The sequence below is a fragment of the Nocardia sp. NPDC006982 genome (assembly GCF_042869435.1).
Lineage (GTDB): Bacteria > Actinomycetota > Actinomycetes > Mycobacteriales > Mycobacteriaceae > Nocardia.
Map to the genome: position 1 here is coordinate 216,252 of NZ_JBIAFV010000001.1, position 24,566 is coordinate 240,817.

Annotated in this window: 20 protein-coding genes; 10 read left to right on the plus strand and 10 right to left on the minus strand. The window is 65.9% G+C overall.

Annotated features, from left to right (window positions below; all coding sequences use genetic code 11):
• Nucleotides 1–6 precede the first annotated feature (6 nt).
• Nucleotides 7–2,472, plus strand: a complete 2,466-nt coding sequence (locus ACFYOW_RS01140; protein ID WP_387283266.1) for an ATP-binding cassette domain-containing protein — start codon at nt 7–9, stop codon at nt 2,470–2,472.
• A gap of 9 nt (nt 2,473–2,481) precedes the next feature.
• Nucleotides 2,482–2,988, plus strand: a complete 507-nt coding sequence (locus ACFYOW_RS01145; protein ID WP_387283268.1) for a hypothetical protein — start codon at nt 2,482–2,484, stop codon at nt 2,986–2,988.
• Nucleotides 2,989–3,006: 18 nt separating this feature from the next.
• Here the strand turns inward: ACFYOW_RS01145 and ACFYOW_RS01150 are convergent, their stop codons facing one another.
• Nucleotides 3,007–4,341, minus strand: a complete 1,335-nt coding sequence (locus ACFYOW_RS01150) for a serine/threonine-protein kinase (protein ID WP_387283270.1) — start codon at nt 4,339–4,341, stop codon at nt 3,007–3,009.
• A gap of 123 nt (nt 4,342–4,464) precedes the next feature.
• Between ACFYOW_RS01150 and ACFYOW_RS01155 the strand changes: the two genes are divergently transcribed.
• Nucleotides 4,465–5,187 carry a CAP domain-containing protein gene (locus ACFYOW_RS01155; protein WP_387283272.1) on the plus strand — a complete coding sequence of 241 codons (723 nt, stop codon included), beginning with the start codon at nt 4,465–4,467 and terminating at the stop codon, nt 5,185–5,187.
• 5 nt (nt 5,188–5,192) lie between these two features.
• Here ACFYOW_RS01155 and ACFYOW_RS01160 read toward each other — a convergent pair whose 3' ends face one another.
• Complete coding sequence (locus tag ACFYOW_RS01160) at nt 5,193–5,576, minus strand: winged helix-turn-helix transcriptional regulator (protein ID WP_387283274.1); 384 nt, start codon at nt 5,574–5,576, stop codon at nt 5,193–5,195.
• A 77-nt stretch (nt 5,577–5,653) separates the two neighbouring features.
• Between ACFYOW_RS01160 and ACFYOW_RS01165 the strand changes: the two genes are divergently transcribed.
• Nucleotides 5,654–6,472 (plus strand): NAD(P)H-binding protein, encoded by an 819-nt coding sequence (locus tag ACFYOW_RS01165; protein ID WP_387283276.1) that lies wholly within the window; start codon nt 5,654–5,656, stop codon nt 6,470–6,472.
• A 143-nt stretch (nt 6,473–6,615) separates the two neighbouring features.
• Here ACFYOW_RS01165 and ACFYOW_RS01170 read toward each other — a convergent pair whose 3' ends face one another.
• A complete protein-coding gene (locus ACFYOW_RS01170) occupies nt 6,616–7,476 on the minus strand; it encodes an SDR family oxidoreductase (RefSeq protein WP_387283278.1) in 861 nt (286 codons plus the stop codon).
• A gap of 530 nt (nt 7,477–8,006) precedes the next feature.
• On the opposite strand from ACFYOW_RS01170, the gene ACFYOW_RS01175 reads away from it, so the two are divergent.
• Nucleotides 8,007–9,386, plus strand: coding sequence for a bifunctional lysylphosphatidylglycerol flippase/synthetase MprF (locus tag ACFYOW_RS01175; RefSeq protein ID WP_387283281.1), 1,380 nt, complete (start codon nt 8,007–8,009; stop codon nt 9,384–9,386).
• Here ACFYOW_RS01175 and ACFYOW_RS01180 read toward each other — a convergent pair.
• From ACFYOW_RS01180 to ACFYOW_RS01195, 4 genes are read right to left on the minus strand one after another with little or no spacing between them, the layout of a single operon-like run.
• Nucleotides 9,383–10,027 (minus strand): pentapeptide repeat-containing protein, encoded by a 645-nt coding sequence (locus ACFYOW_RS01180; protein ID WP_387283283.1) that lies wholly within the window; start codon nt 10,025–10,027, stop codon nt 9,383–9,385. The two genes, ACFYOW_RS01175 and ACFYOW_RS01180, sit on opposite strands and share 4 nt — an antisense overlap.
• A gap of 56 nt (nt 10,028–10,083) precedes the next feature.
• Nucleotides 10,084–10,467, minus strand: coding sequence for an NYN domain-containing protein (locus ACFYOW_RS01185; RefSeq protein ID WP_387283285.1), 384 nt, complete (start codon nt 10,465–10,467; stop codon nt 10,084–10,086).
• Nucleotides 10,460–11,704, minus strand: a complete 1,245-nt coding sequence (locus ACFYOW_RS01190) for an RNA polymerase sigma factor (RefSeq protein WP_387283287.1) — start codon at nt 11,702–11,704, stop codon at nt 10,460–10,462. Before ACFYOW_RS01190 ends, ACFYOW_RS01185 begins: the two co-directional genes overlap by 8 nt.
• A gap of 10 nt (nt 11,705–11,714) precedes the next feature.
• On the minus strand, nt 11,715–12,119 hold the full coding sequence (locus ACFYOW_RS01195) for a YciI family protein (protein WP_387285954.1): 405 nt from the start codon (nt 12,117–12,119) through the stop codon (nt 11,715–11,717).
• Between the two features lie 84 nt (nt 12,120–12,203).
• Here ACFYOW_RS01195 and ACFYOW_RS01200 point away from each other — a divergent pair, with 84 nt between their 5' ends.
• The gene (locus tag ACFYOW_RS01200) at nt 12,204–13,472 is read left to right on the plus strand and encodes a serine hydrolase domain-containing protein (RefSeq protein WP_387283290.1); all 1,269 of its coding nucleotides are present in this window, start codon (nt 12,204–12,206) and stop codon (nt 13,470–13,472) included.
• Between the two features lie 19 nt (nt 13,473–13,491).
• Here the strand turns inward: ACFYOW_RS01200 and ACFYOW_RS01205 are convergent, their stop codons facing one another.
• Nucleotides 13,492–16,764, minus strand: a complete 3,273-nt coding sequence (locus ACFYOW_RS01205) for a carboxyl transferase domain-containing protein (RefSeq protein WP_387283293.1) — start codon at nt 16,762–16,764, stop codon at nt 13,492–13,494.
• 49 nt (nt 16,765–16,813) lie between these two features.
• Here ACFYOW_RS01205 and ACFYOW_RS01210 point away from each other — a divergent pair, with 49 nt between their 5' ends.
• Nucleotides 16,814–17,425 carry a TetR/AcrR family transcriptional regulator gene (locus ACFYOW_RS01210; protein ID WP_387283295.1) on the plus strand — a complete coding sequence of 204 codons (612 nt, stop codon included), beginning with the start codon at nt 16,814–16,816 and terminating at the stop codon, nt 17,423–17,425.
• 452 nt (nt 17,426–17,877) lie between these two features.
• Here the strand turns inward: ACFYOW_RS01210 and ACFYOW_RS01215 are convergent, their stop codons facing one another.
• Complete coding sequence (locus tag ACFYOW_RS01215; RefSeq protein WP_387283298.1) at nt 17,878–18,150, minus strand: hypothetical protein; 273 nt, start codon at nt 18,148–18,150, stop codon at nt 17,878–17,880.
• A 360-nt stretch (nt 18,151–18,510) separates the two neighbouring features.
• Between ACFYOW_RS01215 and ACFYOW_RS01220 the strand changes: the two genes are divergently transcribed.
• On the plus strand, nt 18,511–19,374 hold the full coding sequence (locus ACFYOW_RS01220) for a class I SAM-dependent methyltransferase (RefSeq protein WP_387283300.1): 864 nt from the start codon (nt 18,511–18,513) through the stop codon (nt 19,372–19,374).
• 836 nt (nt 19,375–20,210) lie between these two features.
• Nucleotides 20,211–21,173, plus strand: coding sequence for an NADP-dependent oxidoreductase (locus ACFYOW_RS01225; RefSeq protein ID WP_387283302.1), 963 nt, complete (start codon nt 20,211–20,213; stop codon nt 21,171–21,173).
• Nucleotides 21,174–21,195: 22 nt separating this feature from the next.
• On the opposite strand, the gene ACFYOW_RS01230 is transcribed toward ACFYOW_RS01225, so the two are convergent.
• A complete protein-coding gene (locus ACFYOW_RS01230; protein WP_387283304.1) occupies nt 21,196–22,713 on the minus strand; it encodes a flavin-containing monooxygenase in 1,518 nt (505 codons plus the stop codon).
• A gap of 366 nt (nt 22,714–23,079) precedes the next feature.
• On the opposite strand from ACFYOW_RS01230, the gene ACFYOW_RS01235 reads away from it, so the two are divergent.
• Complete coding sequence (locus tag ACFYOW_RS01235; RefSeq protein WP_387283306.1) at nt 23,080–24,504, plus strand: APC family permease; 1,425 nt, start codon at nt 23,080–23,082, stop codon at nt 24,502–24,504.
• Nucleotides 24,505–24,566 lie beyond the last annotated feature (62 nt).

Sequence of the window (24,566 nt, forward strand, 5' to 3'; positions counted from 1 at the left end):
GAACCGATGCCCGAACCCGCACTCCTGCTTACTACCGGTGCGATCCGTCACCGGATCTCTGGGCGTACCCATTCCCTCGGCTCCGGGTCCGGCGCCGATATTTCGGTCAGCGATGACGGTCCGGCAGGCCAGTGGCTTCGGTTCCGACATATCAATGGATGGGCCGTCCGCGCCGTGGATCCGACGATCGAGGCGACCCTCGACGATGTGCCGATCGGCCCACGGAACTGGACGGCGATCGAGGGTGCGGGCGTACACGAACTGCGGATCGTGGTGCGCGGTCGGATATTTCGCCTCGTAGTGGCGAATACGGACGATGTTGCGAATGTCACGCCGCCGACCGTTGTCGGGCGGGCGGGGCAGCAACCGCGGCCATCGGCCCCGGCGAGACCACCACAATCGAAACGCACGCCACCGCAGCCGCCTGCTCGGCGAGCGCGCGTCGTCAATGGCGCCGACCGGACGATCATCGATGCGCCGCCGCAATCACCGCCGGCTGTCGATCGGACTCCCCCGCGACAAACCGTCCCACCATCCCCGGGAGGCCCTGGATCCTGGTCGGTGCCGAGCGATCGGGTCCTCGCGATCGGCCGTGAGGGCGGTGACGCGGAAATCGCCCTGCCCGGACTGGATCTGGCGCATCGGCATGCGACAGTGCGCTGGACCGGGCGCGCTGTGGAGTTGCGCGGACTCGCTACCAATGCGCGTCCGTTCGTCGACGGCAAGCCCGTACTGCACGCTCGGCTGCGGGTGGGCGAGCAATTCATGTTGGCGCACCACATCTTCGAAGTATCGGGCCCGGCGCAGCTGACACTGGTGCCTGCCGCCGTGATCGCGCGGGAGCCGCTGCTGCGCTTCGACGGGGTGAGCCTGCGGTATCGGGGTCGCACCGAACCCACTTTGCGTGATCTGACCTTCGAACTCGGGCGCGGTGAGGTTCTTGCCGTGATCGGACCGTCCGGGGCCGGGAAGTCCACCATGTGTGCGGGGCTGCTCGGTGAGGTCGCGCTGGCAGCGGGCTCGTTGCGGCTGGGGCAAGTCGACCTGGTCGCCTCCCGCATGCAGGCCAGTCATCTGGTTTCCTTTGTGCCGCAACAGCCCGCCATGTTCGGCGACCTCGCGGTGCGCGACGCACTGCTGTGGGTTGCGGGTCTGCGCACGGCCAGCGATACCACCCGAACCGAGCGGGCGGCCCGGGTCGACACTGTGATCGCCGAGATGGAGCTGGCGGGTGAGGTAGGCAAGCGGATCGACACGCTGTCGGGCGGTCAGCGCAAGCGCGTCTCGACCGCCATGGAATTGCTGAGTGATCCGCAGCTGCTTGTCCTGGACGAGCCGACCTCCGGCTTGGACGAGGGCTTGGACCGCGCCATGATGCAGCGGTTGCGGGTCGTCGCCGAAACCGGTTGCGCGGTCATTGTCGTCACCCACTCGATGGTCAATGTCGACTGCGCCGACAAGGTGCTCGCGGTGACCGGTCGCGGACGACTCGGATTCTTCGGACCACCCCGCGAGTTGCTGCGCGCCTTCGGCGTCGACAGCTACGCGGAGGTGATGGACCGGTTGCGCGCCGACCGGCAGGCCGGGCAGCCCGCCGCACCCTCGACCCCGCAACCGGCCGAGCACGCGGTGCCCGCGCCCATGCGTGGTTCCCTGCATCGGCATCTGCCGCGACTGATCGGCCGGGAATGGGCCCGTCAGCGCAATGGATTCCAAACGCTCGCGCTGGGTTCGGCGGCGGGCATCGGCTTGACCGCCTTGCTAGGTGCGGCCGCCTCGGACAACGGGCTAGGCGGTGATCCGCGTGCGATCAGTTCGGTCATGATCGCCTTGATCGTCTGTCTCACCTTCTTCTCGATGGCGCAATCCTTCGCCGCCATCGTCGATGATCGCGTGGTCATCGAACGCGAAGCGCGCTGGGGCATTTCGGCGGCGTCGGTGGTGTTGGCGCGCGCGATCACCTGTACACCGCTCGCGGTGCTGCTGGGTGTGGCGTCGACCATCGGATATCTCGGCATCAAGTCCGGGCCCACGAAACCGGTGCTGCCGGAACCATACGGACTGCTGCTGTTCGCGATTACGCTGCCACTGGCCGCGATGGCGCTCGGACTGCTGGTGTCGGCATGTTCGAAATCATTGCGCCAGGCGGTTTTCGTGCTGATGGGCGTGCTGGCGCTGCAGGTGGTGATGACCGGGCTCGCACCGCCGTTCGAAGGCACGCCCGGTGCGGTACTGCGGACGTTCGCCTATGCCGCGCCGTCGCGGTGGGCGGCGGCCGGTATCGGTGCCGATATCGGACTCACCGATGGGGCCGATCCGCCACAGGGGCAGCAGAAGCCGTTCGCCGATTTGATCTGGACCCACGATCTGCCTCATGTCGCGACGGCCGCCGCGGTGCTGGTCGTGATCGCGATCGTCGCCACCGCATTCACCATTCGGGTGCTGCGGCGGCAGCTGATGGCCCTGAAATAGGAGCTCGGTATGACATCACGAATCCGCTTGCTGCTGAGCGTGTTTGCTATGGTGAGTCTCGGTGTGGCCGGATGCTCGTCCGTCGCACCGCGTCAGGTCCAGCAGTCGCCGGAGCCGGGCGCAACGCGTCCGACGACGGTGCGTACCGGACGGATTCCAGGCGGGACCATTACATCGCGAACGAATCAACAGGTGACCTTCGAACCGAATTCGCTGCGGTACTGCGCGACCGATGGTGCCGGATTCAAGTTGCGCACCGGAGAAACCGTGTGGCTGAGCGGAATCTCATCCCTGGAATTCGGTACGCAGGAGGGTGCGGAGTTGTCGGTGACCTACCGGCCTTTGCCCGCGAAAGGCGGTGGCATCCAGATCTTTCCGGGTGCCGCGAATGCGCAACCCGGCTCCGGCCGCATGTCTTCGGTCTGTGAATTCTTCGTGACGAATCTGAACCGTCGATATATGCCCGGCGAGCTGATCAGTATCACCTTCAATTCGGAGACCGAATTACATAACTGATCCGCGTGCGGCGAATCATCACTGCAGTGTGCTCAGCCGGAATGCGACCACGAGCGCCACGACGGATATCACGATGGCAATCCAGCCGAGCCGGATCCAGCGTGCGGCCGATGCGGGCGGTGCGACGAATGCGCGGCGGGCATGAATTCGTTCGCTGAATCCGCGCATGATCGCGACCGGTCCCAGTACGAGGCCGAATCCAGCGAGCGACAGAAGAGTTATGACCACGACCATTGATGTTCGGAGATCCGGATCGCGTTTGGGGGCCGGCGGACCTGGCGGCAGCTGGTTGACGACAGGCCGATCGGCTGGGGTAACCACAATATTGCGCGGCGACGTGGAGCGCCTATGTTGCGGCTCGGCGGACCGCACCAGCCTTTCCTCGGCCGCGACGAGTTCGGTGACCTCATTCGATGCGGGCACACTGTCATACCGGCGCGCGGTGACTTCGTCGGCCGCAGTGATCGCGTGCACCTCTTCGTTCGGTGCGGTGACCTCGTCGGCCGGTTCCGCAACAGTTTGTTTGCGCCGGTTGCTGCGCTCGTCCTTGGCTTGTGCCGCAAGGAAATTCACCAATTCACGGGCCGTCGGCCTGGCATCGGGATCCTTGGTCATCGCCGCGAGGACCATGCGCCGGTATCGGCCGGGTACGTCGGTGAGATCCGGATCGTCCCGAATGATCCGCGCTATCACCGCCGCCTGGGTATCGGCATGGAACGGTGGCCGACCGGTCGCCGCGAAGGCGACCAGTGTGCCCCATGCGAAGATATCCGCGGGCGGTCCTACCTCCTGGTTGCCGAGCATTTCCGGCGGCATCCACGCCAGTGTCCCGATGATGCGTCCCGGTTCGGTGAGGCGGGTGGCATCGACAATCCGGGCGATACCGAAATCGATGACCCGCGGGCCGTCCCACGTCAGAATGATGTTGTCCGGCTTCAAATCCCGATGAATGACATCCGCGCCGTGTATGCACTCGAGCGCTTCGGCGAGCCCGCTCGCGAAATCGTAGAGTTGTGCCGACGACATCGCGCCGCGTTCCCGAATGGCCTCTGCCATCGACTCCCCGGATACGAAGGAATTCGCCAGCCACGGCCGCTCCGCTTCGATATCGGCGTCCACTACCTCCGCGATGCGCCGTCCGTGCACCCGCTGAGCCGCGGTGACCTCCTGCCGAAATCTGGCCCGGAACTCGGGATCCCGCGCCAATTGGGTATGCGGCATCTTTATCGCGACCACAGTGCCGTCCGGGCCGAATCCCTGGAATACGACACCCATTCCCCCCTCGCCGAGGCGGCCGTGTAACACGAACGTACCGATAGCCGTCGGATCCTCCGGCAACAATGGTCTCAGCATTCTCCCTCGCCGATTACGCTGAGCTGTCGTAGTTTTCGGAGTTTAGCACTGTCCGAGGGTATTGTCCGACCACATTGGTTCCCCGTTGGTATTTCATTGGTCGCCGCCGCGAATCTCATGGGCATGAGCCCATCGAAACACCCGATCCGCCGCCCCGCCGCAGCCTTGCTGGCCGCCATCGCGGGCGTGACGATCGCAGTAGTCCCCCTCACCGAACTGCCTACGGCCGCAGCGGCTCCCGACTGCGCACACGCCGACGATCCGGTAATCCCGCCGGACAAGGCGCCATCCGGCAACTCCGGCTCACGCAGCCGCCTGCGGGATCTGTTCCCCGACCTCGCCTACCGCCACGAGATCGAAAAGGCGGTCCTGTGCCTGACCAATGCCGAACGCACCCAACGCGGCATCCCCGCCCTCGAATGGAACATGCTTCTCGTCGACTCGGCGGAGAAGTACGGCACCGAAGCCGACCGCCTCGACTGGTGGGTCGGCAGCACCAAGCAGGAAACGGTGAAATGGCACATCCACCCTGAGACCCCACGCGCCACCGCCGATGACAATCAGGAGGCCACGGTGCAGATCGGCAAGCGCATCGCCGCCGCCCAACCCTGCGCCCCCGGTAAGACTTTGGCGCACTGGGCGGAGAACACCGCCTGGGGCACCGGCAACCGATCCACTGCCCGCGCCATCGTGGACTCCTGGATGCACTCCGACACCCACCGAGCCAACGTCCTCGACAAAGACTCGACGTTGCTCGGCCCAGGCGCGGTCTATGGCCTCGCCCAACCCGGCACAGCCCCCGACCAGGCAGGTCTGTACGTCCAGCACTTCGCGTCGTGCAAGTGATCGCCCTACCGCTGCTTCGCGTCGTAGTCCAGCCGTGCCTGTTCGACCTTGTCCAGGTTGACCGACCATTCGGCGAGCGAGGCGAACAGCGGTGCCAGGCTGCGTCCGAGGTCGCTGATCTCGTACTCCACCCGGGGCGGTACCTCGGGGTAGTAGGTGCGCACGACGATCCCATCGCGTTCGAGTTGGCGTAGCCGCTGTGTCAGTACCTTGGGCGTGATCGTGACGATGCGGCGTTCCAGTTCACCGAATCGTTGTCGCCCGAACTCGTTGAGTGTCCACAGGATCGGGGTGGTCCACCGACTGAATACGATGTCGACCACCGGAGTGATCGGGCACGCGAGTTCCGGCGGGGGCTCGGTTGTGGTCTCGGCCACTTCCACCGTCACTTTCCTCTAGGTACCTACTACCTCCACGACAGTACCGTGACCGGGTCCGCAGCGAAATCGGCGATAGGAGAACGGAAATGATCGTGGTGACGGGAGCGACCGGGAATGTCGGGCGACCGCTCGTACAGGCCCTCGTCGAGGCAGGCGAGGAAGTGACGGCCGTCTCCAGGGGCGTGACCGAAGTGCCTGCGGGAGTCCGGTCGCACCAGGCCGATCTGGCCGAGCCCGCGAGCCTGGAACGCGCTCTCGAGGTAGCCAAGGCGGTGTTCCTCCTGACCTCCCCCGACTTCATGGCGAACGGCAACCTCGGTGATGTCGTGCACGTGGTGCGAGCGGCCGGGGTCCAGCGGGTCGTGTTGCTGTCCTCGCAAGGTGTTGGCACACGACGTCATTCATCGCGACTGGAAGATGTCATCGAGCAGTCGGGTCTGGAATGGACGATGTTGCGCCCGGGCAACTTCGACTCCAACTCGCTGCAGTGGGCCGATTCGGTGCGCACCCGGCGAGTGGTCGAGGCGCCGTTCGGCGACGTCGCGGTCCCGGCCATCGACCCGGCAGACATCGCCGAGGTCGCCGCCGTCACGTTGCGCGAGCCGGACCACGGCGGCCACATCTACACCCTGACCGGTCCGGTTCCGATCTCCCCCCGACAGCAGGCCGCGGCAATCGGGGACGCCATCGGCGAGCCGGTACGGTTCATCGAGCAGAGCCGCACTGACGCCCGGAACCAAATGCTGGCCTATCTGCCCGAGCCGGTCGTGGAGGCGACTCTCGGTGCCCTCGGCTCCCCATCGGCCGCCGAGCAACAAGTAAGCCCCGATGTCGAGCGACTCCTCGGCCGCCCACCCCGCACCTTCGCCGCCTGGACCGCACGCAACGCCGCAGCCTTCAAATAGCGCTGCCCCCCAACACATTTGGTCAAGGTATCACCTATGCGCCGGTGGCGGCATCGACCGAGACCGCCAACACCAGCGCATGGTGATCATGGGTCCAACTATTCCCCCGCGGCGGGCAGCGGTTTCGGCTGAGACGTGGTCGGCTACACCTCGGTCGGCGCGGATGCCTTGTCGATATAGCGGCTCATCGCCCAGTTCAGCCCGCGCATCGCGAGGTTGTAGGACGGCGGGAAGTAGCGCTGCGCGAGATAGCCGACTCGGATATCCGGGGAGGTGAAGACCATGTACTTATCGCGCTCGACCCCGCGCACGATCGATCGGGCCGCCTGCTCCGGCGTGACCGCATGCCGCATGAACAGCGAAACCGCCTGCTGCACCGCCGCGCCCTGCCGATCGACGCCCGCGATATCGACACTGTCCACCATCGGTGTCGCCATCGCGCCGGGGCAGACCAGGCTGACACCGATCCGGTGCTGGCGCAGATCGAAGCGCAGCACCTCCGAAACGCCACGCAATCCGAACTTGCCCGCACTGTAGGGCGCATGCCAGGGGAGTCCGAAGAGGCCCGCGGCCGAGGCCACATTGACCAGATGTCCACCTCGCCCGGCCTCGATCATGCGGGGCACGAACTCCTCGATCACATGAATCGGGCCCATCAGATCGATATCGATGGTGCGCCGCCACTGCGTGTGCGTGAGCCGATCGACGGTTCCCCAGGTGGCAATGCCTGCCACATTCATCACGATGTCGACACTGTCCACCTCGGCGTGCGCCTTCGCGGCCAACGCCACCACGGCGTCGTAGTCGCTGACATCGGCGGGCGCGGCCAAGTGCACGACGCCACCCCGCGCGCGCACTTCATCGGCGGTGTTCTGCAGTCCGGCATCATCGATATCGGTCAGGATGACCGAGGCGCCCCTGGCGACAACCGCCAGCGCCGTACTGCGCCCCAATCCACTCGCCGCTCCGGTGATCAGGCAGCTCTTACCGTGGAACTTCGTCATGAACCAAACGATAGACAATTACGAACACTATTGTCTATAGATCCGATACCCGTCTCGGACGCAATAGTCGGCCACAGGTCGACAGATACCGAGATGCGATTGAGACACGGCTCGCTGAACGATAGCTGTCGACCATCAATCCTGCTCATCTCCGACCCGTCGGAGCGTCGCCGCCGTTCACACAGACCGGAATCGAGGCGATATACAAGCGGTGAGGCTGATGTCATGGCATCGACACCAGGGCCGATGGTCGGGAATATGGCCACGTAAAGGCTCTTGTCCAGGTGCACTGTGGTGCCATACTCGATTGGAGTGGCCAGCGGCGCGCTCGCCCCGGTCCGATCGGTACCGGCGCACCAGCCTCGGCATGGCATGGTTGCCGGGCGAACACTCGCGGACTCCAATGATCTTGGTGCCCCAGGAATGTTCGAGCACTCATCCCATGTTCCCAATATTGTTGCGTGTACAGGATTATCGGGAGGACCACATGGGGAACCTGTTCGGACCCACCGGCCCAATGGGGGGCAGACGTGGCTGAGGGACGCGAAACGACGGCACGGAATTCCACGCTCGCCGGGTATCGCGACGCCTCGATCACCACCACACCGGCCGTCCGCCCGGTGATCTCCATCGCCCTGTTGCTGATGAGTGTCGCGCTGGTCTACGAGGCCGGTCGCGCCGCCCCCGGGCAGGACCACGGCTGGTTCGTCGCCGTGTCGATCGCCGGACTCTTCGTGGTGCGCGGCTTGCATCTGCGCCGCCCGATCACCCTGCCGCATTTCACCATCGCGGTTTTCGTGCTTGCGGCGGCCAATGCCGCCTATCGCGCCTCGCATCCGGGCTTCGGCTTCGTCTTCCTGGCCGCGACCGGATTCATCCTGATGCTGCCGCAGTCGAGTCGGCCCCAGCCCGAGCAGTTGTACCGGATCGCCGAACTGGTCGGCCGAACCCAGCGCGATCCACTCGCCGCCTTCGCGCTGCATTCGTCGAAGTCCTACTACTTCAACGCGAATTCGACCGCGGCGATCGGCTATCGGGCCCGCTTCGGGATCGCGGTGGTAGCCGGTGATCCGATCGGCGATCGCGTCGACTATCCGGCACTGCTCACGGACTTCTCCGAATTCGCGGCGAATCACGGCTGGCGGGTCGCAGTGCTCGGTGCCAGTCCGGATATGGCCGAGATGTGGCGGCATCGGGCGATCGAGCATCGGGGGTTGCGCGCGATTCCGGTCGGCCGCGATGTGATCATCGATGTCGCGACATTCGCCATGGTCGGGCGTTCCTTCCGCAATCTGCGCCAGGGCGTGAGCCGCACCCGGAATTTCGGGGTGACCACCGAGGTCATCACTGAGACCGACCTGACCGAACCGTTGCGGGCAGAACTGCTGGATATCGTCGACGAGTGGCGTACCGGTCGGCAGAATCGCGGCTTCTCGATGATCCTCGACCACCTGCTGGACGGGCGGAATCCGGGCATGCTGCTTGTGTTGGCCCGCGATGAGGACGGGCGCGTGGCGGGCTTCCAGCGCTATGGCGTCTCCGGGCGGGGCCGCGAGCTCAGCCTGGATGTGCCGTGGCGGCGCAAGGATGCCCCGAACGGGCTGGACGAGCGGATGATCATCGATCTCGTCGACCACGCCCGTACCCAGGGGATCGAACGGATCTCGCTGGCATTCGCCCCTTTCCCGGAATTGTTCGCCGAGAAGGAGCGGACGCGGACCGGGAAGCTGATCTATGCGCTCGTGCACCTGGGCGATCCGTTGATCCGGCTGGAATCGCTGTACCGGTTCCTGCGCAAATTCCAAGCGATGTCGGATCAGCGCTTCGTGCTGATCCGCTGGCGCGAGGTGCTGCTGGCTGCCGCGGCCCTGCTCACCTTGGAGTTCGTGCCGCACCGCAAGCAGTACTAGTCGCGGACGGTAATACCGATCGCCTTCGCGAATTCGGGTGCCAGATCGATCAGCTGCAGCGGGGTGATGGTCGCACCGCGCAAGGCATCGAGGCCCTCGGCGACATCGAGGTGCGCCGCACCGCGCAGGTCGACCTGTTGCAGTCGGGCACGGTTGATCAGCAGGCCTTCCACGGTGGTGCCGGGAAAGGTGACCTTGGTCAGTTCGGCATCACCGAAGTCGGTGTGGCGCAGCACGCAATCGACGAATTGCACCTCGCGCAGTTTGGTCTTGCGGAAGTTCACGGAGTCGAATTTGCAGCCCTCGAAGCGCACTCGACGCAAGTTGGCACCGCCCGCATCGACGCCCGACAGTGCACCGGCGATCAATTCGACGTCCTGCCAGGAGGTATCGGACAGGTCGGTGCCGACCCAGCGCACGCTGCGCTGCCAGACATCGGTGAAGCGGGAGAACCGCAGGCTGCCGCGGTTGATCGCGAGCGAGGTGAAGACGGTTTCGGAGAACCTGGAATTGCCTGCCTCGATGTCATCGAGGTCGTCGCCGGTGATGTGCACACAGTCGTAGTCGCCCTCGGGTTCGAGATCGCTCTCCAGCGGCGTGAGATAGCGCGCGTAGGGCAATTCCTCGAGTTCATTGGGCACAGTTGACCTCCGGGTTCGGCGACGGTCTTCCTTGTCTACCAGTCGGATCCGACAGGTCAGGGGTCGATTCGGTCCAGCAGCCAGCGTGGGCCGACCGATTCGGCGCCGAGGGCTTGGATTCGCTCGCGGAGTCCACGATCGGCGGTTACGACGGTGATCCTGTCCTCCGCGGTGGCCGCGGCTACGACGTCGACGATCGCGTCGTCTCCCGAACCGTCCGCAAGCACCACGCATACGCCTTCGAATTCCTCCGATCCCGCGGCCTTCGCCGCACCCTCCAGTACGACGACCACTTGGGCGGGTTGTGTGAGGTCCAGCGTGCTCAACCGCATGAGCAGTCGCCGAGCCGCACCCGCACGATCGCGCCACCAGCCATCGGGACACGAGCCCACGACATTCGCGGCATCGACGACGATCAGCATCGCTTCCTTTCTACCCATCGGTGCTGAGTCGGCCCGCGCGGGTGTGCAGGTAACGCTGTTGCGGGAGGCTCATCGTCTGTTGTGCGGCAAGCAGATATGCCTCGCGGGCACCGGCCCGGTCCCCCATCGATTCCAACAGATGGGCACGGACCGCTGCCAGGCGGTGATCCCCCGCCAACTTGCCGCCGTCGGCCAGGTCGTCGACGAGCTGCAAACCGGCCAGCGGTCCGCGAGCCATGGCTACGGCCACGGCGTGGTTGAGGGCAATGATCGGATTGTCGACCAAGGCCAGCAGCCGTTCATAGAGCAACATGATCTGCGGCCAATCGGTGGCCTCGTATGTCCGCGCCTCATCGTGCAGCGCTGCAATGGCCGCTTGTAGCTGATACGGGCCGGGCACGCCGCTGGGGAGCGCCTCGGTGATCAGCGCGATGCCTTCGGTGATGGCTTCGGTGTGCCAGAGTGCGCGGTTCTGGTCTTCCATCGGAATAAGTTCGCCGGTGGGTCCGGTGCGGGCGGGTCGGCGGGCATCGGTGAGCAGCATCAGCGCGAGCAGGCCGGTGACTTCGGCATCGTCGGGCAGCAGGCGGTGCAGCAGACGGGTCAGGCGGATGGCCTCGGCGCAGAGTTCGACGCGATGCAGGCTCGGTCCCGAGGTGCTGGCATAGCCCTCGGTGAAGATCAGATACAGCACGTGCAGCACGGCGGCCAGGCGCGCGTCGCGGTGGGCGACGGCGGGTGGAGCGAAGCCGGTGCCGCTGTCCTTGATCGTTTTCTTGGCGCGGCCGATGCGTTTGGTCATGGTCGCCTCGGACACCAGGAAGGCGCGGGCTATTTCGGTGGTGGTCAGGCCGCCGACCGCGCGCAACGTCAGCGCCACCTGTGCGGTGGGCGAGAGCGACGGGTGACAGCACAGGAACAGCAGGACGAGGGTGTCGTCGGAGTCGGTGGGGTCGCGATCAGCGGGCGGGGTGAGCCAGTCCTCGGGCAGTGCCCAGCGGGCCACGGAGTCCTCGCGCTTGCGGCGGGCCTGTTCGTTGCGGAGCAGGTCGGCCAGGCGGCGCGAGGCGACGGTGATCAGCCACGCACGCGGGTTGTCCGGAATGCCGGCTTCGGGCCACTGGGTCGCGGCGGTGAGCAGTGCCTCCTGCACCGCATCCTCCGCGGTGTCGAAATGACCGTAGCGCCGAACCAGCGCGCCGAGGACCTGCGGTGCGCAGGTGCGCAGCAGGTCCTCGACCTCGGTATCCGACATCGGAAGGGGCTCAGCCGAATTCGGAGGCGGACTCCGCGATGGGCCGGACATCGGTGTAAGCCGTATCGGCGATATGCGCCGGGGCCGGGCATTTGCTGAGTTCGGCCGCGATTTCGGTGGCGCGGTCGAAGCTCTCGCATTCGACAATCCAGTATCCGGCGAGCACCTCCTGCGTCTCGGCGTAGGGACCGTCGGTCACGAACGGTGCGCCGTTCTTGGTGGTGATGCGGCGGGTGTGCACCGGTTCGACCAGACCGCGCGTCTCGACCAGTTCCCCGGATTCCTCCAACTTCTTGTTGAGGTTGCCCATGAACTCGGCCATGGCCGCGAAATCCTCGGGACTCCATGTGGGTTTGCCGGTGTCCTTGCCGACCATGCCGTCGTAGTCCTGTTGCGAGCCGTAGCTCAGGATCATGTATTTCACGACAACTCCTCCGCTCCGGCGGCGTCCTGGTGGCGCCGCTCATAGATACGTCGCAGCCGCTGACCATTCTCGGACATGTCCGCCGAAAAAACTTCCGACCGCAGCAGTTGGGTGTGCGCGGGGCGCGGGCAGGTCTCTGCCGCAGTCGACGGCGCGACGCGTGACATGCTGGGGGACATGGTGATCGATGGAGTTGTCGCGTCCGGGTTCGAGGCGGTACGAGAGGTATTCGCGGCGAATTTCGCCGAGCAGGGGGATGTCGGAGCGGCGGTCGCGGTGTATCGGGACGGGCAGCCGGTGGTGGATTTGTGGGGTGGGCTCGCCGATCCGGTGGGTGAACGGGCGTGGGAGCGCGACACACTGCAGCTGGTCTACTCGGCGACCAAGGGCGTCACCGCGACCGTCGCACATCTGCTCGCCCAGCGTGGCGAGCTCGACCTGGACGCGCCGGTCGCGCAGTACTGGCCGGAATTCGCAGCGGCGGGTAAGGGCGATATCCCGGTGCGATGGTTACTGACCCATCAGGCGGGGCTGGCTGCGCTGGATAAGCCGGTACCGCTGGCGGATGCACTGGCCTGGGGGCCGATGGTGGAGGCGCTCGCCGCGCAGACCCCGAACTGGCCGCCCGGCACCGCGCACGGATACCACGGGCGGACCTTCGCCTGGCTCGTCGGTGAGGTCATCCAGCGCGCGACCGGGCGAACCGTCGGGCGGATCCTGGCCGAGGATGTCGCCGGACCGTTCGATGTCGACTTCTTCATCGGTTTGCCCAAGTCCGAACGGCATCGCGTCAGCCGACTTGTGTTCGCGCCCAAGATCGATCTGGCGACGGTTCCGGACGAATTCGTCCCGGAGGAGTTCCGGCCGATGGTCGTAGCGATGCGCGATCCGGAGGCGTTGGTCAACCGTGCATTCCAGGTCACCGATCCGGCCGATATCGATTTCAACGATCCCGCGGTGCATGCCGCCGAGATTCCGTCGAGCAACGGCATCGGTACCGCGCGCGGCCTCGCCCGGCTCTACGCGGCAACCATCGGCGAGGTCGACGGCGCCCGACTGCTGACCCCCGAAATTCTCACCGCGGCAACCAGCGAACAAGCCGCAGGCATCGACCGCGTCATGATGTTGCCCGACCGCTACGCCTCCGGATACATGCTCCCCACCGAAGGTTTCGCACTGGGAGGCCCCCAGTCCTTCGGGCATCCGGGCCGTGGCGGCTCCCTCGCCTTCGCCGATCCGGACACCGGCATCGCCTTCGCCTACGTCACCAACTACATCATCGAAGGCGCTCCGGACCTGCGTGCCCGCAGTCTGGTCCACGCGGTGACCAACGCCATCGCCTAGCACTGGACCGACGCGGGCTTCAGCGCAGGGTGCGGATCCAACGCCGGGTGTCGGCCGGGTCGATGACGTCGTCGAGTTCCAGGACGGTGGCGGCGGTCAGGGCCTTGCCGTTGGCATAGGCGAGCTGTACGAGGTTGTCGAAGGCTTCCTGGCGCTTATCGGGGTCTTCGATGGCCGCCAGTTCCTTGGCGAAGCCGAGGCGGACCGCACCCTCCAGGCCCATGCCGCCGATTTCGCCGGTGGGCCAAGCGATTACGAAGCGCGGGGCACGGAAGGAGCCCGCGGCCATGGCCTGTGCGCCGAGACCGTAGCCCTTGCGGATGATGACAGTGCCCAGTGGAACGGTGAGCGCTGCGGAGTCGATGAACAGCTTGCTGAACTTGGTGACGGTCGCTTCCTTCTCCGCCTCCGGACCGACCATGAAACCCGGTGTGTCGCAGAGGGATACGATCGGCAGGCGGTGTGCGTTGCAGAGTTGCAGGAATGCGCTGAGTTTGTCGGCGGCGGGGGCATCGATCGCACCGCCGAGGTGGTGGCAGTCGTTGGCGATGAGACCGAAGGGACGGCCTTCGACGCGAATGAGTGCAGTGACCACACCGACGCCCCAGTCCCGGCGCAGTTCCAGGACCGAGTCGACGTCGGCTACCGCGGCGATGACTTCGCGGATATCGAAAGCGCGCAGCCGATTCTCGGGCACCACGTGACGGGCGATGCGCGGATCCGGTGCGGTCCAATCATCTAGTGGCCCTTGGAAATACGAGAGATAACGGCGGGCCGCAGCGACCGCCTCAGCCTCGTCGGCGGCAACGATGTGCACGACACCGTTACGGCGTTGGATGTCGATGGGGCCGATGTCCTCGGGTGCGTAGACCCCGAGTCCGCCGCCCTCGATCATTGCCGGCCCGCCCATGCCGATGTTGGCATCCGGGGTCGCGATGACCACATCGCACATGCCGAGCAGCGCCGCGTTGCCCGCGAAGCAGCGTCCGGAGACGATGCCTACCAACGCGACTCGACCCGACAGTGCGCCCATCGCACGAAAGGTGGTCACGTCGAGGCCCGAGATGCCCGAATAGTCGGTATCCCCCGGTCGCCCGCCGCCGCCCTCGGTGAAGAACACCACGGGTATGCGCTGTTCGTGCGCCAGTTCGAGCATGCGATCGGTTTTGGCGTGATTGCGCATGCCCTGGGTGCCGGCCAGCACGGTGTAGTCGTAGGACATGACCAGTGCGCGCGCGACTTCCGCGCCGAATCGGTCGGCGTTGATGGTGGCGATGCCGCCGATCAGCCCGTCCGCGGGCGTGTTGGCGATCAGATCTTCGGGGCTGCGGCGCAGTCGCTGTGCGGCAACGGCGAGCGCGCCGTATTCGAGGAAGCTGTCCTCGTCGACCAGGTCGGCGATGTTCTCCCGGGCGGTACGGCGGCCCAGCTCATGCCTTTTCGCGACGGCGGCCGGACGGCCCGCATCGAGTCCGATTCGATGCCGCTCGCGCACTTCAGCCAGATCGGCACGCACGGCATCCAGGTCGATCGACTCGATATCGGCGGCCGGACCGTCATGATCGGTCGCGACCCAGGTCAATAGCAGTGCATGCGGATCGACCGTCGCACCCGGTGTCACGAGGTGGCGCGATACCCGCAGCGGCTGCTCGGCGCGCAGCACGTGCTGCATCTTCATTGCCTCGAGCACAACGACTTCCGCGCCTGCTGGAACAATGCTGCCCGGCACCGCCAAGCTCACGACGGTACCGCCCATCGGCGATCGCATACCCTGCTCATCGGCTTCGAGCGCTACCTGGAGATCGGCTGCTGTCGCCGCCGGGTTTCGATGCTCGGTGGGCACATGCGCCGGATCTTCTGCCGCCGAGTCGACCGCGCGCCGGCCCCTGGTAGGCGTGTAATCGCCTGCCCGACCGATAAGTTCGCCGATACCGTCCTCGAACCACGACGTGGAAACACCGCTCCCATCGGCGAGCTGATCCAACACCGCACGCAGCAAACTCGTGTTGGTATCGATACCGGCAATCACGGTTTCCGCCAACGCATCCGAGCACCGCCGCACCGCAGCCGAATATGTCGGCCCCTGCGCGACAACCTTCGCCAGCAACGAATCGAACTGCGCCCCCTGCCGCATGCCCGTGGCCGCCGCGGTATCCACCCGAACACCCACCCCGGTCGGCGCGGCGAATTCCGTCAGCACACCGGTACTCGGCAGAACCTCCCCACTCGCCGTGACCAGCTCGGCATTGACGCGCGCCTGCACCGCGAACCCCCGCACAATGCCATTCACTCGCACATCACCACCCGTCGTGTCCGGCGCAAGGTCGCCGAGAGCGAGGTCGTGCAGGGCAGCGCCGCGGGCGAGATCGAGTTGTACTGCTACCAGGTCCACACCGGTTACCGCCTCGGTGACGGTGTGTTCGACCTGGAGGCGCGGGTTGACCTCGAGGAACCAGGCGTCGGTCGCGGTGACCAGGAATTCGACGGTGATCACGCCGCGACAGGAGACCGATTCGGCGATGCGGACGGCGTCGCGGTGGAGTCGTTCGCGAAGGGCGGTAGGCAGATTCGGGGCCGGGGCGATTTCGACGAGTTTCTGGTGGCGGCGTTGGATGCTGCAGTCGCGGTCGCCGAGGGTGATGGCTCGCTGTCCGTCCGCGATGACCTGGACCTCGATATGGCGCGCTTCGGCGGCCAATGCCTCGGCGTATACGGTGTCATCGCCGAAACCGGCGCGGGCTTCGGCTCGGCAGCGGTCGAGCGATTCGGCGAGTGTGTCCGCAGCACGGACCGCACGCATGCCACGTCCGCCGCCACCGGCTACGGCCTTCAACATCACACCGCTCGGGTGCTCGGCGAAGAACGCGGAAATCTCGGCCAGGTCCACGCCGACGGACGTTGCGGGCAGGACCGCGACTCCGACCTGTTGTGCGGCCTCGCGGGCCGACAGCTTATTGCCGAAAATGTGCAGCACTTCGGGTGAGGGCCCGACGAATACCAGACCGGCGGCCGCGCATGCTGCCGCGAAATCGGCACTCTCACTGAGGAATCCGTAGCCGGGATGCACCAGCGCATCGGCACCGGCACCCTTGGCCGCGGCGATTACAGCGGCGATGTCGAGATAGGCGGCGGCGCCGATGCCCGGCAGTTGGACCGCGTCATCAGCCAAACGCACCGGCAGGGCCGTCGCCTCTGCACCGGTATAGAGCGCAAGGGTGGAGTAATTCCGCTCGCGCGCAGTCCGGATTACCCGGACCGCCACCTCACCCCTGTTCGCCACAACCACACGCATGCCGACAGTCTGCTTTGACATTGACGTCAATGTCAACGACGATGAATCCATGACACAGGCGGGCTGGTCGGTGCGTGCGGCGCGGGAACGATCCGATACCGATCGCCATCGCGCGCTGCTCGATGCCGCCGCCCGCGTCTTCGCCGAGCGCGGCTACGACAAGACCACCGTCGCCGATATCACCACCGCCGCAGGCGTTTCCCGCGCGACGATGTATGTCTACTTTGCTTCCAAGGACGAAATCTTCCTCGCCCTCGCCGCCCGGGTCCGCGACGATTTCCTCGCCGCCCAGGAACCCGATATTGACACCGACGATCCCCGAGTGATGCTGGCCGCCACCATCGATTCCTTCGCCGCCGCGGTCCGCAATGCCGGACCCATGCTGCGGCTGATCGATGAACGCGGTGCCGTCGACGACCGAGTCGCCGTACTCGCCCGGGAAATCGCCGACCGCCCCATCCGCCGGTTCACCCGCTACCTCGAACGCCTGCACACCGGAGGCCGCATCTCCCCCACTGTCCCGCCGCGAATCATCGCCGAAACCATCGGTTACGCCCTGACCCGCGGCACCCTCACCCGCGCAGACGCCACCCCACGCGCCCGCGCCACCTACCTGGCCCAAATGCGGACGGTCGCCGAAACTCTCTTGTCCCCAACCTGATTCACCCGGATCCCGGATGCGCCGTCACGGCCGGATCCACAGCACTCGCGGCGATTCCTGCAAGAATTGTTGCCGAAACGCGTTGGAACTCAACCTGATCCATTTGGATCGACTCGCGCCACCCGGGTTCAACGGCAATGGGGTCCCGGACTGGTGAGCTCGCCTATTCGACTGTCGCGAGGTCGAAGGAGTCAGCCGCTGGGTGACAGGAATCGTGGTGCGGTGACCTAGCGACTCCAGGTGGCTGCTGCTTCGGTGGCGAGTTTCGTGGTGGTGACGCAGTGGTAGCCGAGTGCGTCGGCGACGACAAGGGCGGGCATCTGCTGGAGTGTTGCCGCATGGCCGATGTGCGGCCCGGAACGTTGAGGACGCCAAGAGCTTTCAGCAGGCCGCCCAGCGTCTCGGGGTGCATCGGTTGCTCGGTTCGTCGACCGGGAAACAACCAGCGTGAATCACGATTGGGTGGCGGTGTTCATGTTGGTGCGGTTCTCGATCAAGGTGAGCAGAATGTCGGCGACTGGCTCCGGAACCGGCGATGGAGGGTCCCCGAGCCACAGCAATACGTGATCGCCGTCGCCGATGAGGTCGTCGATAGTGAGGCGGACGACGCGAGTCAGCGGCTGGGCGTAGAGCAGCACGATCACAGCCGCGGCGCGTGAACGCAACGGCTGGTCGGCGGCGGTAAGAATGCGTCCGAGCAGTCCGATGCGCTCCGGAGGCGGCATCGGTGGTCTTCGATTCGGCTCCGCGGTGGGCAGGCGGAAACGCCGTGAGCTTGCTGTTCATCCACCACAACAAGAAAGTTCGAAGGCAACCACGGTTGTGGGTGCCGTGCGTCGATGGTGGATTGGCTGCATGTGACGAGCGTGAGCCCTTGGCCCCGATGCGGCGTCGGCTGTCGTCGTCCCTGGTCCGGGTGTCGCGGTGCGGCGCCCGTCGCGGATCAACGGTGTGCTGACCGCAGTGCGGGGCCTGCACGCGGTAGCGACCGGCGCAGGTCCGGGAGGCCTGGTGGCGATGCTCGTGGGCAGAGCGTGAGTGAGTTCATAGAGCACACGCCACATTCGCAAGTAGGTTCTTGAAATATGGAGAACGACGGACCCAGCCGGACAGCGCTCATCACCGCGTACGCCCGCGCTTATCACCAGATCGCTGACCGACCACTGATCTTCACCGACCCCCTGGCGGCACGTCTGCTCGGCGTCACCGCCGAGGAACTGGCCGAATTGGGCACGCCCACAACCAATCACCTCGGTGCCGGAGCCAGCGATCGGTCCCGCCGCCTGTTCTTCGCCGCACGGGCACGCTTCGCCGAGGACGCCGCGGCCGCGGCCATCGCCGCTGGTGTGCGGCAGGTCGTGATCCTCGGCGCGGGCCTGGACACCTTCGCCTATCGCAATCCGCGCCCGGACGTGCGTGTCTTCGAGGTCGACCACCCCGCCACCCAAGCGTGGAAACGCGAACGCCTTACTACCGCCGGAATCGACCGCCCTGAGACGTTGACCTTCGTGCCGGTCGATTTCGAAACCCAGACGCTGGCAACGGGATTGGCATCCACCGGATTCAAACGGACGGAGCCGGCCGTATTCGTGTGGCTCGGCGTCGTCTTCTATCTGACTCCGAACGCCGCCCACGCCACTCTCGAATACATCGCTGGTCAGGCCCAGCCGGTCGAGGTGGTCTTCGACTACCTGCAGCCCGCCAACAGCGACAAGGAACGTGCGCACCAGCAGGAACGCGCCGATCGGCTGGCTGGCGTCGGCGAACCCGTGTTCAGCTACTTCACCCCCGACGACATCGCCGCACAGCTGCGCGCCCTCGGCTTCACCCACATCGAAGACCACTCCGCCCCCGACCTCGTCACCGGCTACCTCGACGGATCCGCAAGCTTCGGAGATGAACCGCCCCGCGCACTGCGCGCGATCCGCATACTGCGCGCGAGTCGCTGAGGACCGCCCGCCACGTCGACTCGCGCCACATCTGTCGCGCCGGCCCCCATCTCCGGCATCAGCCTCTGAACTGCACAAACTCAGAGAAAAGGGGGAACGCACGTGGGCGGAGCCCTGGCGAACAGCCCGTAGGCGTAGGCGGTCTTGAACAAGGTGGCGTCCCCGGACGCAGGCAACCACCCCTTGCGGCCGAAGGCCCGGATGCGAGCAACTTCGTCTCGCAGTGGGCGAAGAAGGTCTGCAACTCGGCCTTCGTGAACGCCCGCTTCTTTGAATCGGACTCACCCACCTGGACGTGAGCCGCGGTGTTCCATTCGTGCACCACTGCCGCGGCATCCGAAATCCACTGACAGAAACCGTAATTGCCGCCCCGAACCGGTCGATGTGCACACTGTCGCGAGTTCGCATCCGATGCAATTGGCGGCGAAAGTAGTAATCGCCGAAAACCCAACGGGTTTGGCGGAGCCGTCGGTCAACTCACTTGCGTCCGCCACGGCCAGCGCATCGAGCCCCTCGCCCGAGTTCGGTTCGGAGTGCAGCGAGAACGGCGGTCCCACCGCTCGACGGCCGGATTCGAGTCATTGCCCGCTCGTGTCGATAGGTGCAAAGAGTCCTTGCGAACTCTCTTTGTAAGCCGTCGTAGCCATGCCCACTTTTGCGTGTAACGCAAGTACTCCTTACCGATATTGCACTGGAAATCACGCCTTGGTGGATCGATACTGATCCTCAGGAGTTCTCGGCAGCGGATGCGCCGCTCTCGACGAGACAACCGATCGGTCGCGCCGCCCCTTCGCCGGGCAGTGGCGACTGCCACCCCGCAGGACAGGAGCTAAGTCATGCCCAGAATCGTGCGTCCGACCGCCTACGGCACACCCGATGTGCTCGCCGTGACCGAGGTACCGACTCCGCACGCGGCCGCCGACGGCGTGGTCGTCGAGGTCCGGGCCGCCGGGGTCAACCCAATCGACTGGAAGCTCTACAGTGGGGCTTTCCACGCCGTGGACGACGACCACAAGGACGCCGCCGGGGTCGCCGCCTCGATGCCCTCGATCGGTCTGGAGTGCGCGGGCGTCGTCACCGAGGTAGGTGCGGATGTGACGGGTGTAGAGGTCGGGGACGAGGTCATCGTGTACCCCGTGACGGCCGCCTACGCCGACTACGTCACGGCCCCGGCCACCTCGATCTTCACCAAGCCCGCCGAGATCGGGTGGGCCCAGGCAGGGGCGCTGATGCTGACCGGCACCACCGCCGTCCACGCACTGCATGCCGCCGGCGTAGGTGCCGGCGACACGGTACTCGTCCACGGCGGGGCCGGCGGGGTCGGTCTGATGGGGGTGCAGCTGGCCACCGCTCAGGGTGCGACGGTGATCGCCACCGCCGCCGAGCGCAACCACGCACTGTTGCGCGAGCTCGGTGCCATCCCCGTCGTCTACGGCCCCGGACTCGCCGGCCGGGTGCGCGCTGCCGCACCGCAGGGCATCACCGCCGCAGTCGACTTCGCCGGTACCGACGAGGCCCTCGACGTCTCGCTGGAGCTGGTGGCCGACCGCACCCGGATCGCCTCGATCGCCGGGTCGCCACGACGCGCCGAAGCCGGCATCAAGCTGCTCGGCTACGGGCCGGGGCAGGACGCGGGCACCGAAGTACGCGGCGCCGCGCGCCGTGGGCTCGTCGAGCGCGCCGGGTCCGGCGCGCTGCGCGTCATCGTCGATACCACCTTCCCGCTCGCCGAAGCCGCGAAGGCCCATGAGGTCGGCATCGCCGGACACGCACCCGGCAAGCTCGTGCTGATCCCCTGACCGGCCCCTCGGCTGGCCGCGCCTAGGCGATCCGCTTGCGCGCCTGGCTTCTCGGCTTGTGGCTGGGCTGGGCGGCACCTGCTGCGCCGTCGAAGGTGAGTACCCCGTCCTCCAACGGCGCCTTGCGTAGTAGCGCGCGGTCACGGAAATAGTTGTTGATGACCTGCCAGGGGCCGCGGGCGCCCTGGCGGGGCATGACGCCGTCGCCGCGTTGGATGTAGCCAGAGGTCAAGGCGCCGCCCATCAGTGACGTATCGGAGCGGTCCGCGTCTTCGGCGATCGCGACGACCTTGGTGTAGCCGTTGGCCTTCATGTGGTTCAGGAGGCGGCAGAAGTATTCGGCGGCCAGATCTGCTTTCAGCGTCCACGATGCGTTCGTGTAGCCGAGGACCAGCATTGCGTTGGGGATGCCGTCGAGCAGGGTGCCCTTGTAGACCACGTGTTCGCGGGTCGACACCGGTTCGCCGTCCACGTCGAGTGCCGCGCCGCCGAGGATCTGCACGGTGAGACCGGTTGCGCTGATGACGATATCGGCGGGTAGTTCTTCCCCGGATGCGAGTCGAATGCCGGTTTCGGTGAAGCGGTCGATGTGATCGGTGACGATCGATGCCTTGCCGCTGCGCAGCACCTTGAACAGGTCACCGTTCGGGACGACGCAGAGTCGCTGGTCCCACGGGTTGTACGACGGCGTGAAATGCCGCATATCGATCTGCTTGCCGAGCTGCATCCGCACCGCGGCCAGCAATAGCTTCTTCGACAACTCGGGATTGGTGCGCGAGAGCTGGAAGCTGGCCCGCTGTAACGCGATATTGCGTGCCCGTCCGGCCCGATAGGCGATCTTCTCCGGCACCCGCGCGTACTTCATGCCGACCGCGACCGGGTCATCGGCGGGCAGTGCGGTGATGTAGGTGGGCGAGCGCTGCAGCATCGTGATGTGCGCGGTGTCGTCGGCCATCGCCGGAACCAGCGTGATCGCGGTCGCGCCGCTGCCGATCACCACGACGCGTTTGCCGCGGTAGTCCAGATCTTCCGGCCAGTGCTGTGGGTGCACGATCTGCCCGCGGAAGTCCGCCTCGCCCGGGAACTGCGGGCGGTATCCGTTGTCGTAGTCGTAGTAGCCGGTGCAGCCGACGAGGAAGTTGCTGGTGTAGGTCTCGGTCTCGCCGGTCTGCTCGTCGAGTGCCTCGACGGTCCACAGCTCGGCTTCGCTCGACCAGCTGGCCTTGGTCATCTTGCGCCCGAACCGTATGTGCTCGGTGACGCCGTATTCGGCGGCGGTTTCCTCGATGTATTGCCGGATGTGCGGCCCGTCGGCGAGCACCTTGGTGCCGATCCACGGACGGAAGCCGAAGCCGAAGGTCAACATGTCGGAGTCGGAGCGGATGCCCGGGTACCGGAACAGATCCCAGGTCCCGCCGATGGCGGTACGGCGTTCCAGGATCGTATAGCTGCGTCCGGTCTGCTCGCGGGTGAGATGGCATGCCATCCCGATGCCGGACAGGCCCGCGCCGATGATCAGTACGTCGACATGCCGCGTCATTGAGGTAATCCGTTTCGTTCTGCTCTCACCCGAGCACCCTTGCCCGACCGTCCCCCAAGATTACCTGTTATCTCCAGTAACGTCTAGCCGTCTGCTTTCGAGAATGCACTGGCAGTGGGCTTCTCTCGATGTTTGTCGCCCTGGTTACATGGTGATCAACCGTCCAAGTGGCGCTTGCCCGGTGATTGCGGCGGAGCGGGTTGCGGGCGTTGTAGCAGTGCGCACGGCGCGCAACTGCATGCCACGCATTCGCGGCCATGGATTGCTTGCTGATCGCCCCGGCGTCAACCCCGCCGACTCCGCCGACCACAATGGATAGCCGACTCCGCCGGTCGGCCGGAGCCAGAGCATGCATCGAGGGAGTTCATGACCAGCCCAACCCGGTGGCGCCGCCGCCTGCCCGACACCGCGACGAGCCCCGCAGCAGGGTCGCCGACCCTGAAGCGCAGCCTGGGGCGGATCGACCTCACGGCCATGGGTGTGGGCACGATCGTCGGGGCAGGCATCTTCGTCATCACCGGTGTCGCGGCCGCCGAGAAGGCCGGGCCGTCGATCGTGCTGTCGTTCCTGCTGGCCGGAACCGTCTGCGTGCTGGTCGCGCTCTGTTACAGCGAACTCGCGGCCATGGTGCCGGTCTCCGGTAGCGCCTACACCTACACCTACGCCACCCTCGGCGAAGGTCCGGCGTTCCTGGTCGGCTGGAATCTGCTGCTCGAATTCGTCATCGCGGGCGCGGCCGTGGCGATCGGCTGGTCCGGCAGCGTCGTCTCTGCGTTGGACTCCATGTTCGGTATCACTCTGCCCACTGCGATCACGGCGGGCCCATCCGAGGGCGGCATCGTCAACCTGCCCGCAGTGCTCATCATCGGCGTTATCGTCGCGGTCCTCGCCGGCGAGGTGACGCTGACGGCCCGGATCACCAAGGCACTGGTCGCGGTGACGATCGGCGTGCTGGTCCTGGTCGTCGCGATCGGCGCACCGCATATCGCTATCGGCAACTGGACCCCGTTCGCGCCGTTCGGGTTCGGCGGCATTGTCGGCGGCGCCGCGATCGCCTTCTTCGCCTTTCTCGGATTCGACGTCGTCGCCGCATCCGCCGAAGAGGCGCGCAACCCCCGCCGCGATATCCCGTTCGCGATCATCGGCACGGTTCTGATCGCCACCCTGCTCTACGCACTTGTCAGCGCCGTACTCACCGGCATCGCACCGTTCGCCAGCCTGAACAACGCCTCGCCGATCGCGACCGCCTTCGGCAATCTGCACGTCGGCTGGATCGGCAATGTCATCGTGATCGCCTCGATCATCGCGCTCACGAAGGGCCTGTTGCTGATCGTCTACGCACAAGTCCGGCTGATGTTCGCGATGTGCCGCGACCGCCTGCTACCGCGCGGTCTCGCCGAAACCGGTAAGCGCGCCACTCCGGTCCGGCTGACACTGCTGCTCGGCGTTGTCTGCGCGACCATTGCCGGTCTGCTGCCGATCGATATCGTCGTGGAATTGGTGAATATCGGCGCGCTGTCGGCTTTCGCGGTTGTTTGCGTCGGAGTGCTGGTGCTGCGAAAGCTGGAGCCGAACCGGGAACGGCCGTTCCGCACCCCATTGGTGCCGCTGGTGCCGATTCTCGCGTTGATCGGCTGCGTACTGCTGGCAACCACTTTGGACGGGCTGACCTGGGTGCGTTTCGCGGTTTGGGTGCTCGTCGGCATTGCGGTCTACCTGGGCTACGGCCGTAAACGCTCCACCCTGGCCGCCCCGACCATAACTAACTCAACGGTTTCTGCCGAGCGGTAACCGGGGCGAAATTCGCCATTGGGATCTTGCACGAATGCATTCCGAGTCATTGCGTCTCAGAG

Bases quoted from the DNA above. Each gene is read 5' to 3' on its own strand.
- ACFYOW_RS01145 (WP_387283268.1), top strand. From the start codon at position 2,482: ATGACATCACGAATCCGCTTGCTGCTGAGCGTGTTTGCTATGGTGAGT.
- ACFYOW_RS01210 (WP_387283295.1), top strand. From the start codon at position 16,814: ATGACACAGGCGGGCTGGTCGGTGCGTGCGGCGCGGGAACGATCCGAT.
- ACFYOW_RS01165 (WP_387283276.1), top strand. From the start codon at position 5,654: ATGATCGTGGTGACGGGAGCGACCGGGAATGTCGGGCGACCGCTCGTA.
- ACFYOW_RS01225 (WP_387283302.1), top strand. From the start codon at position 20,211: ATGCCCAGAATCGTGCGTCCGACCGCCTACGGCACACCCGATGTGCTC.
- ACFYOW_RS01155 (WP_387283272.1), top strand. From the start codon at position 4,465: ATGAGCCCATCGAAACACCCGATCCGCCGCCCCGCCGCAGCCTTGCTG.
- ACFYOW_RS01190 (WP_387283287.1), bottom strand. From the start codon at position 11,704: ATGTCGGATACCGAGGTCGAGGACCTGCTGCGCACCTGCGCACCGCAG.
- ACFYOW_RS01200 (WP_387283290.1), top strand. From the start codon at position 12,204: ATGTCCGCCGAAAAAACTTCCGACCGCAGCAGTTGGGTGTGCGCGGGG.
- ACFYOW_RS01140 (WP_387283266.1), top strand. From the start codon at position 7: ATGCCCGAACCCGCACTCCTGCTTACTACCGGTGCGATCCGTCACCGG.
- ACFYOW_RS01150 (WP_387283270.1), bottom strand. From the start codon at position 4,341: ATGCTGAGACCATTGTTGCCGGAGGATCCGACGGCTATCGGTACGTTC.
- ACFYOW_RS01235 (WP_387283306.1), top strand. From the start codon at position 23,080: ATGACCAGCCCAACCCGGTGGCGCCGCCGCCTGCCCGACACCGCGACG.
- ACFYOW_RS01195 (WP_387285954.1), bottom strand. From the start codon at position 12,119: ATGATCCTGAGCTACGGCTCGCAACAGGACTACGACGGCATGGTCGGC.
- ACFYOW_RS01215 (WP_387283298.1), bottom strand. From the start codon at position 18,150: ATGCCGCCTCCGGAGCGCATCGGACTGCTCGGACGCATTCTTACCGCC.
- ACFYOW_RS01185 (WP_387283285.1), bottom strand. From the start codon at position 10,467: ATGGGTAGAAAGGAAGCGATGCTGATCGTCGTCGATGCCGCGAATGTC.
- ACFYOW_RS01170 (WP_387283278.1), bottom strand. From the start codon at position 7,476: ATGACGAAGTTCCACGGTAAGAGCTGCCTGATCACCGGAGCGGCGAGT.
- ACFYOW_RS01205 (WP_387283293.1), bottom strand. From the start codon at position 16,764: ATGCGTGTGGTTGTGGCGAACAGGGGTGAGGTGGCGGTCCGGGTAATC.
- ACFYOW_RS01220 (WP_387283300.1), top strand. From the start codon at position 18,511: ATGGAGAACGACGGACCCAGCCGGACAGCGCTCATCACCGCGTACGCC.
- ACFYOW_RS01230 (WP_387283304.1), bottom strand. From the start codon at position 22,713: ATGACGCGGCATGTCGACGTACTGATCATCGGCGCGGGCCTGTCCGGC.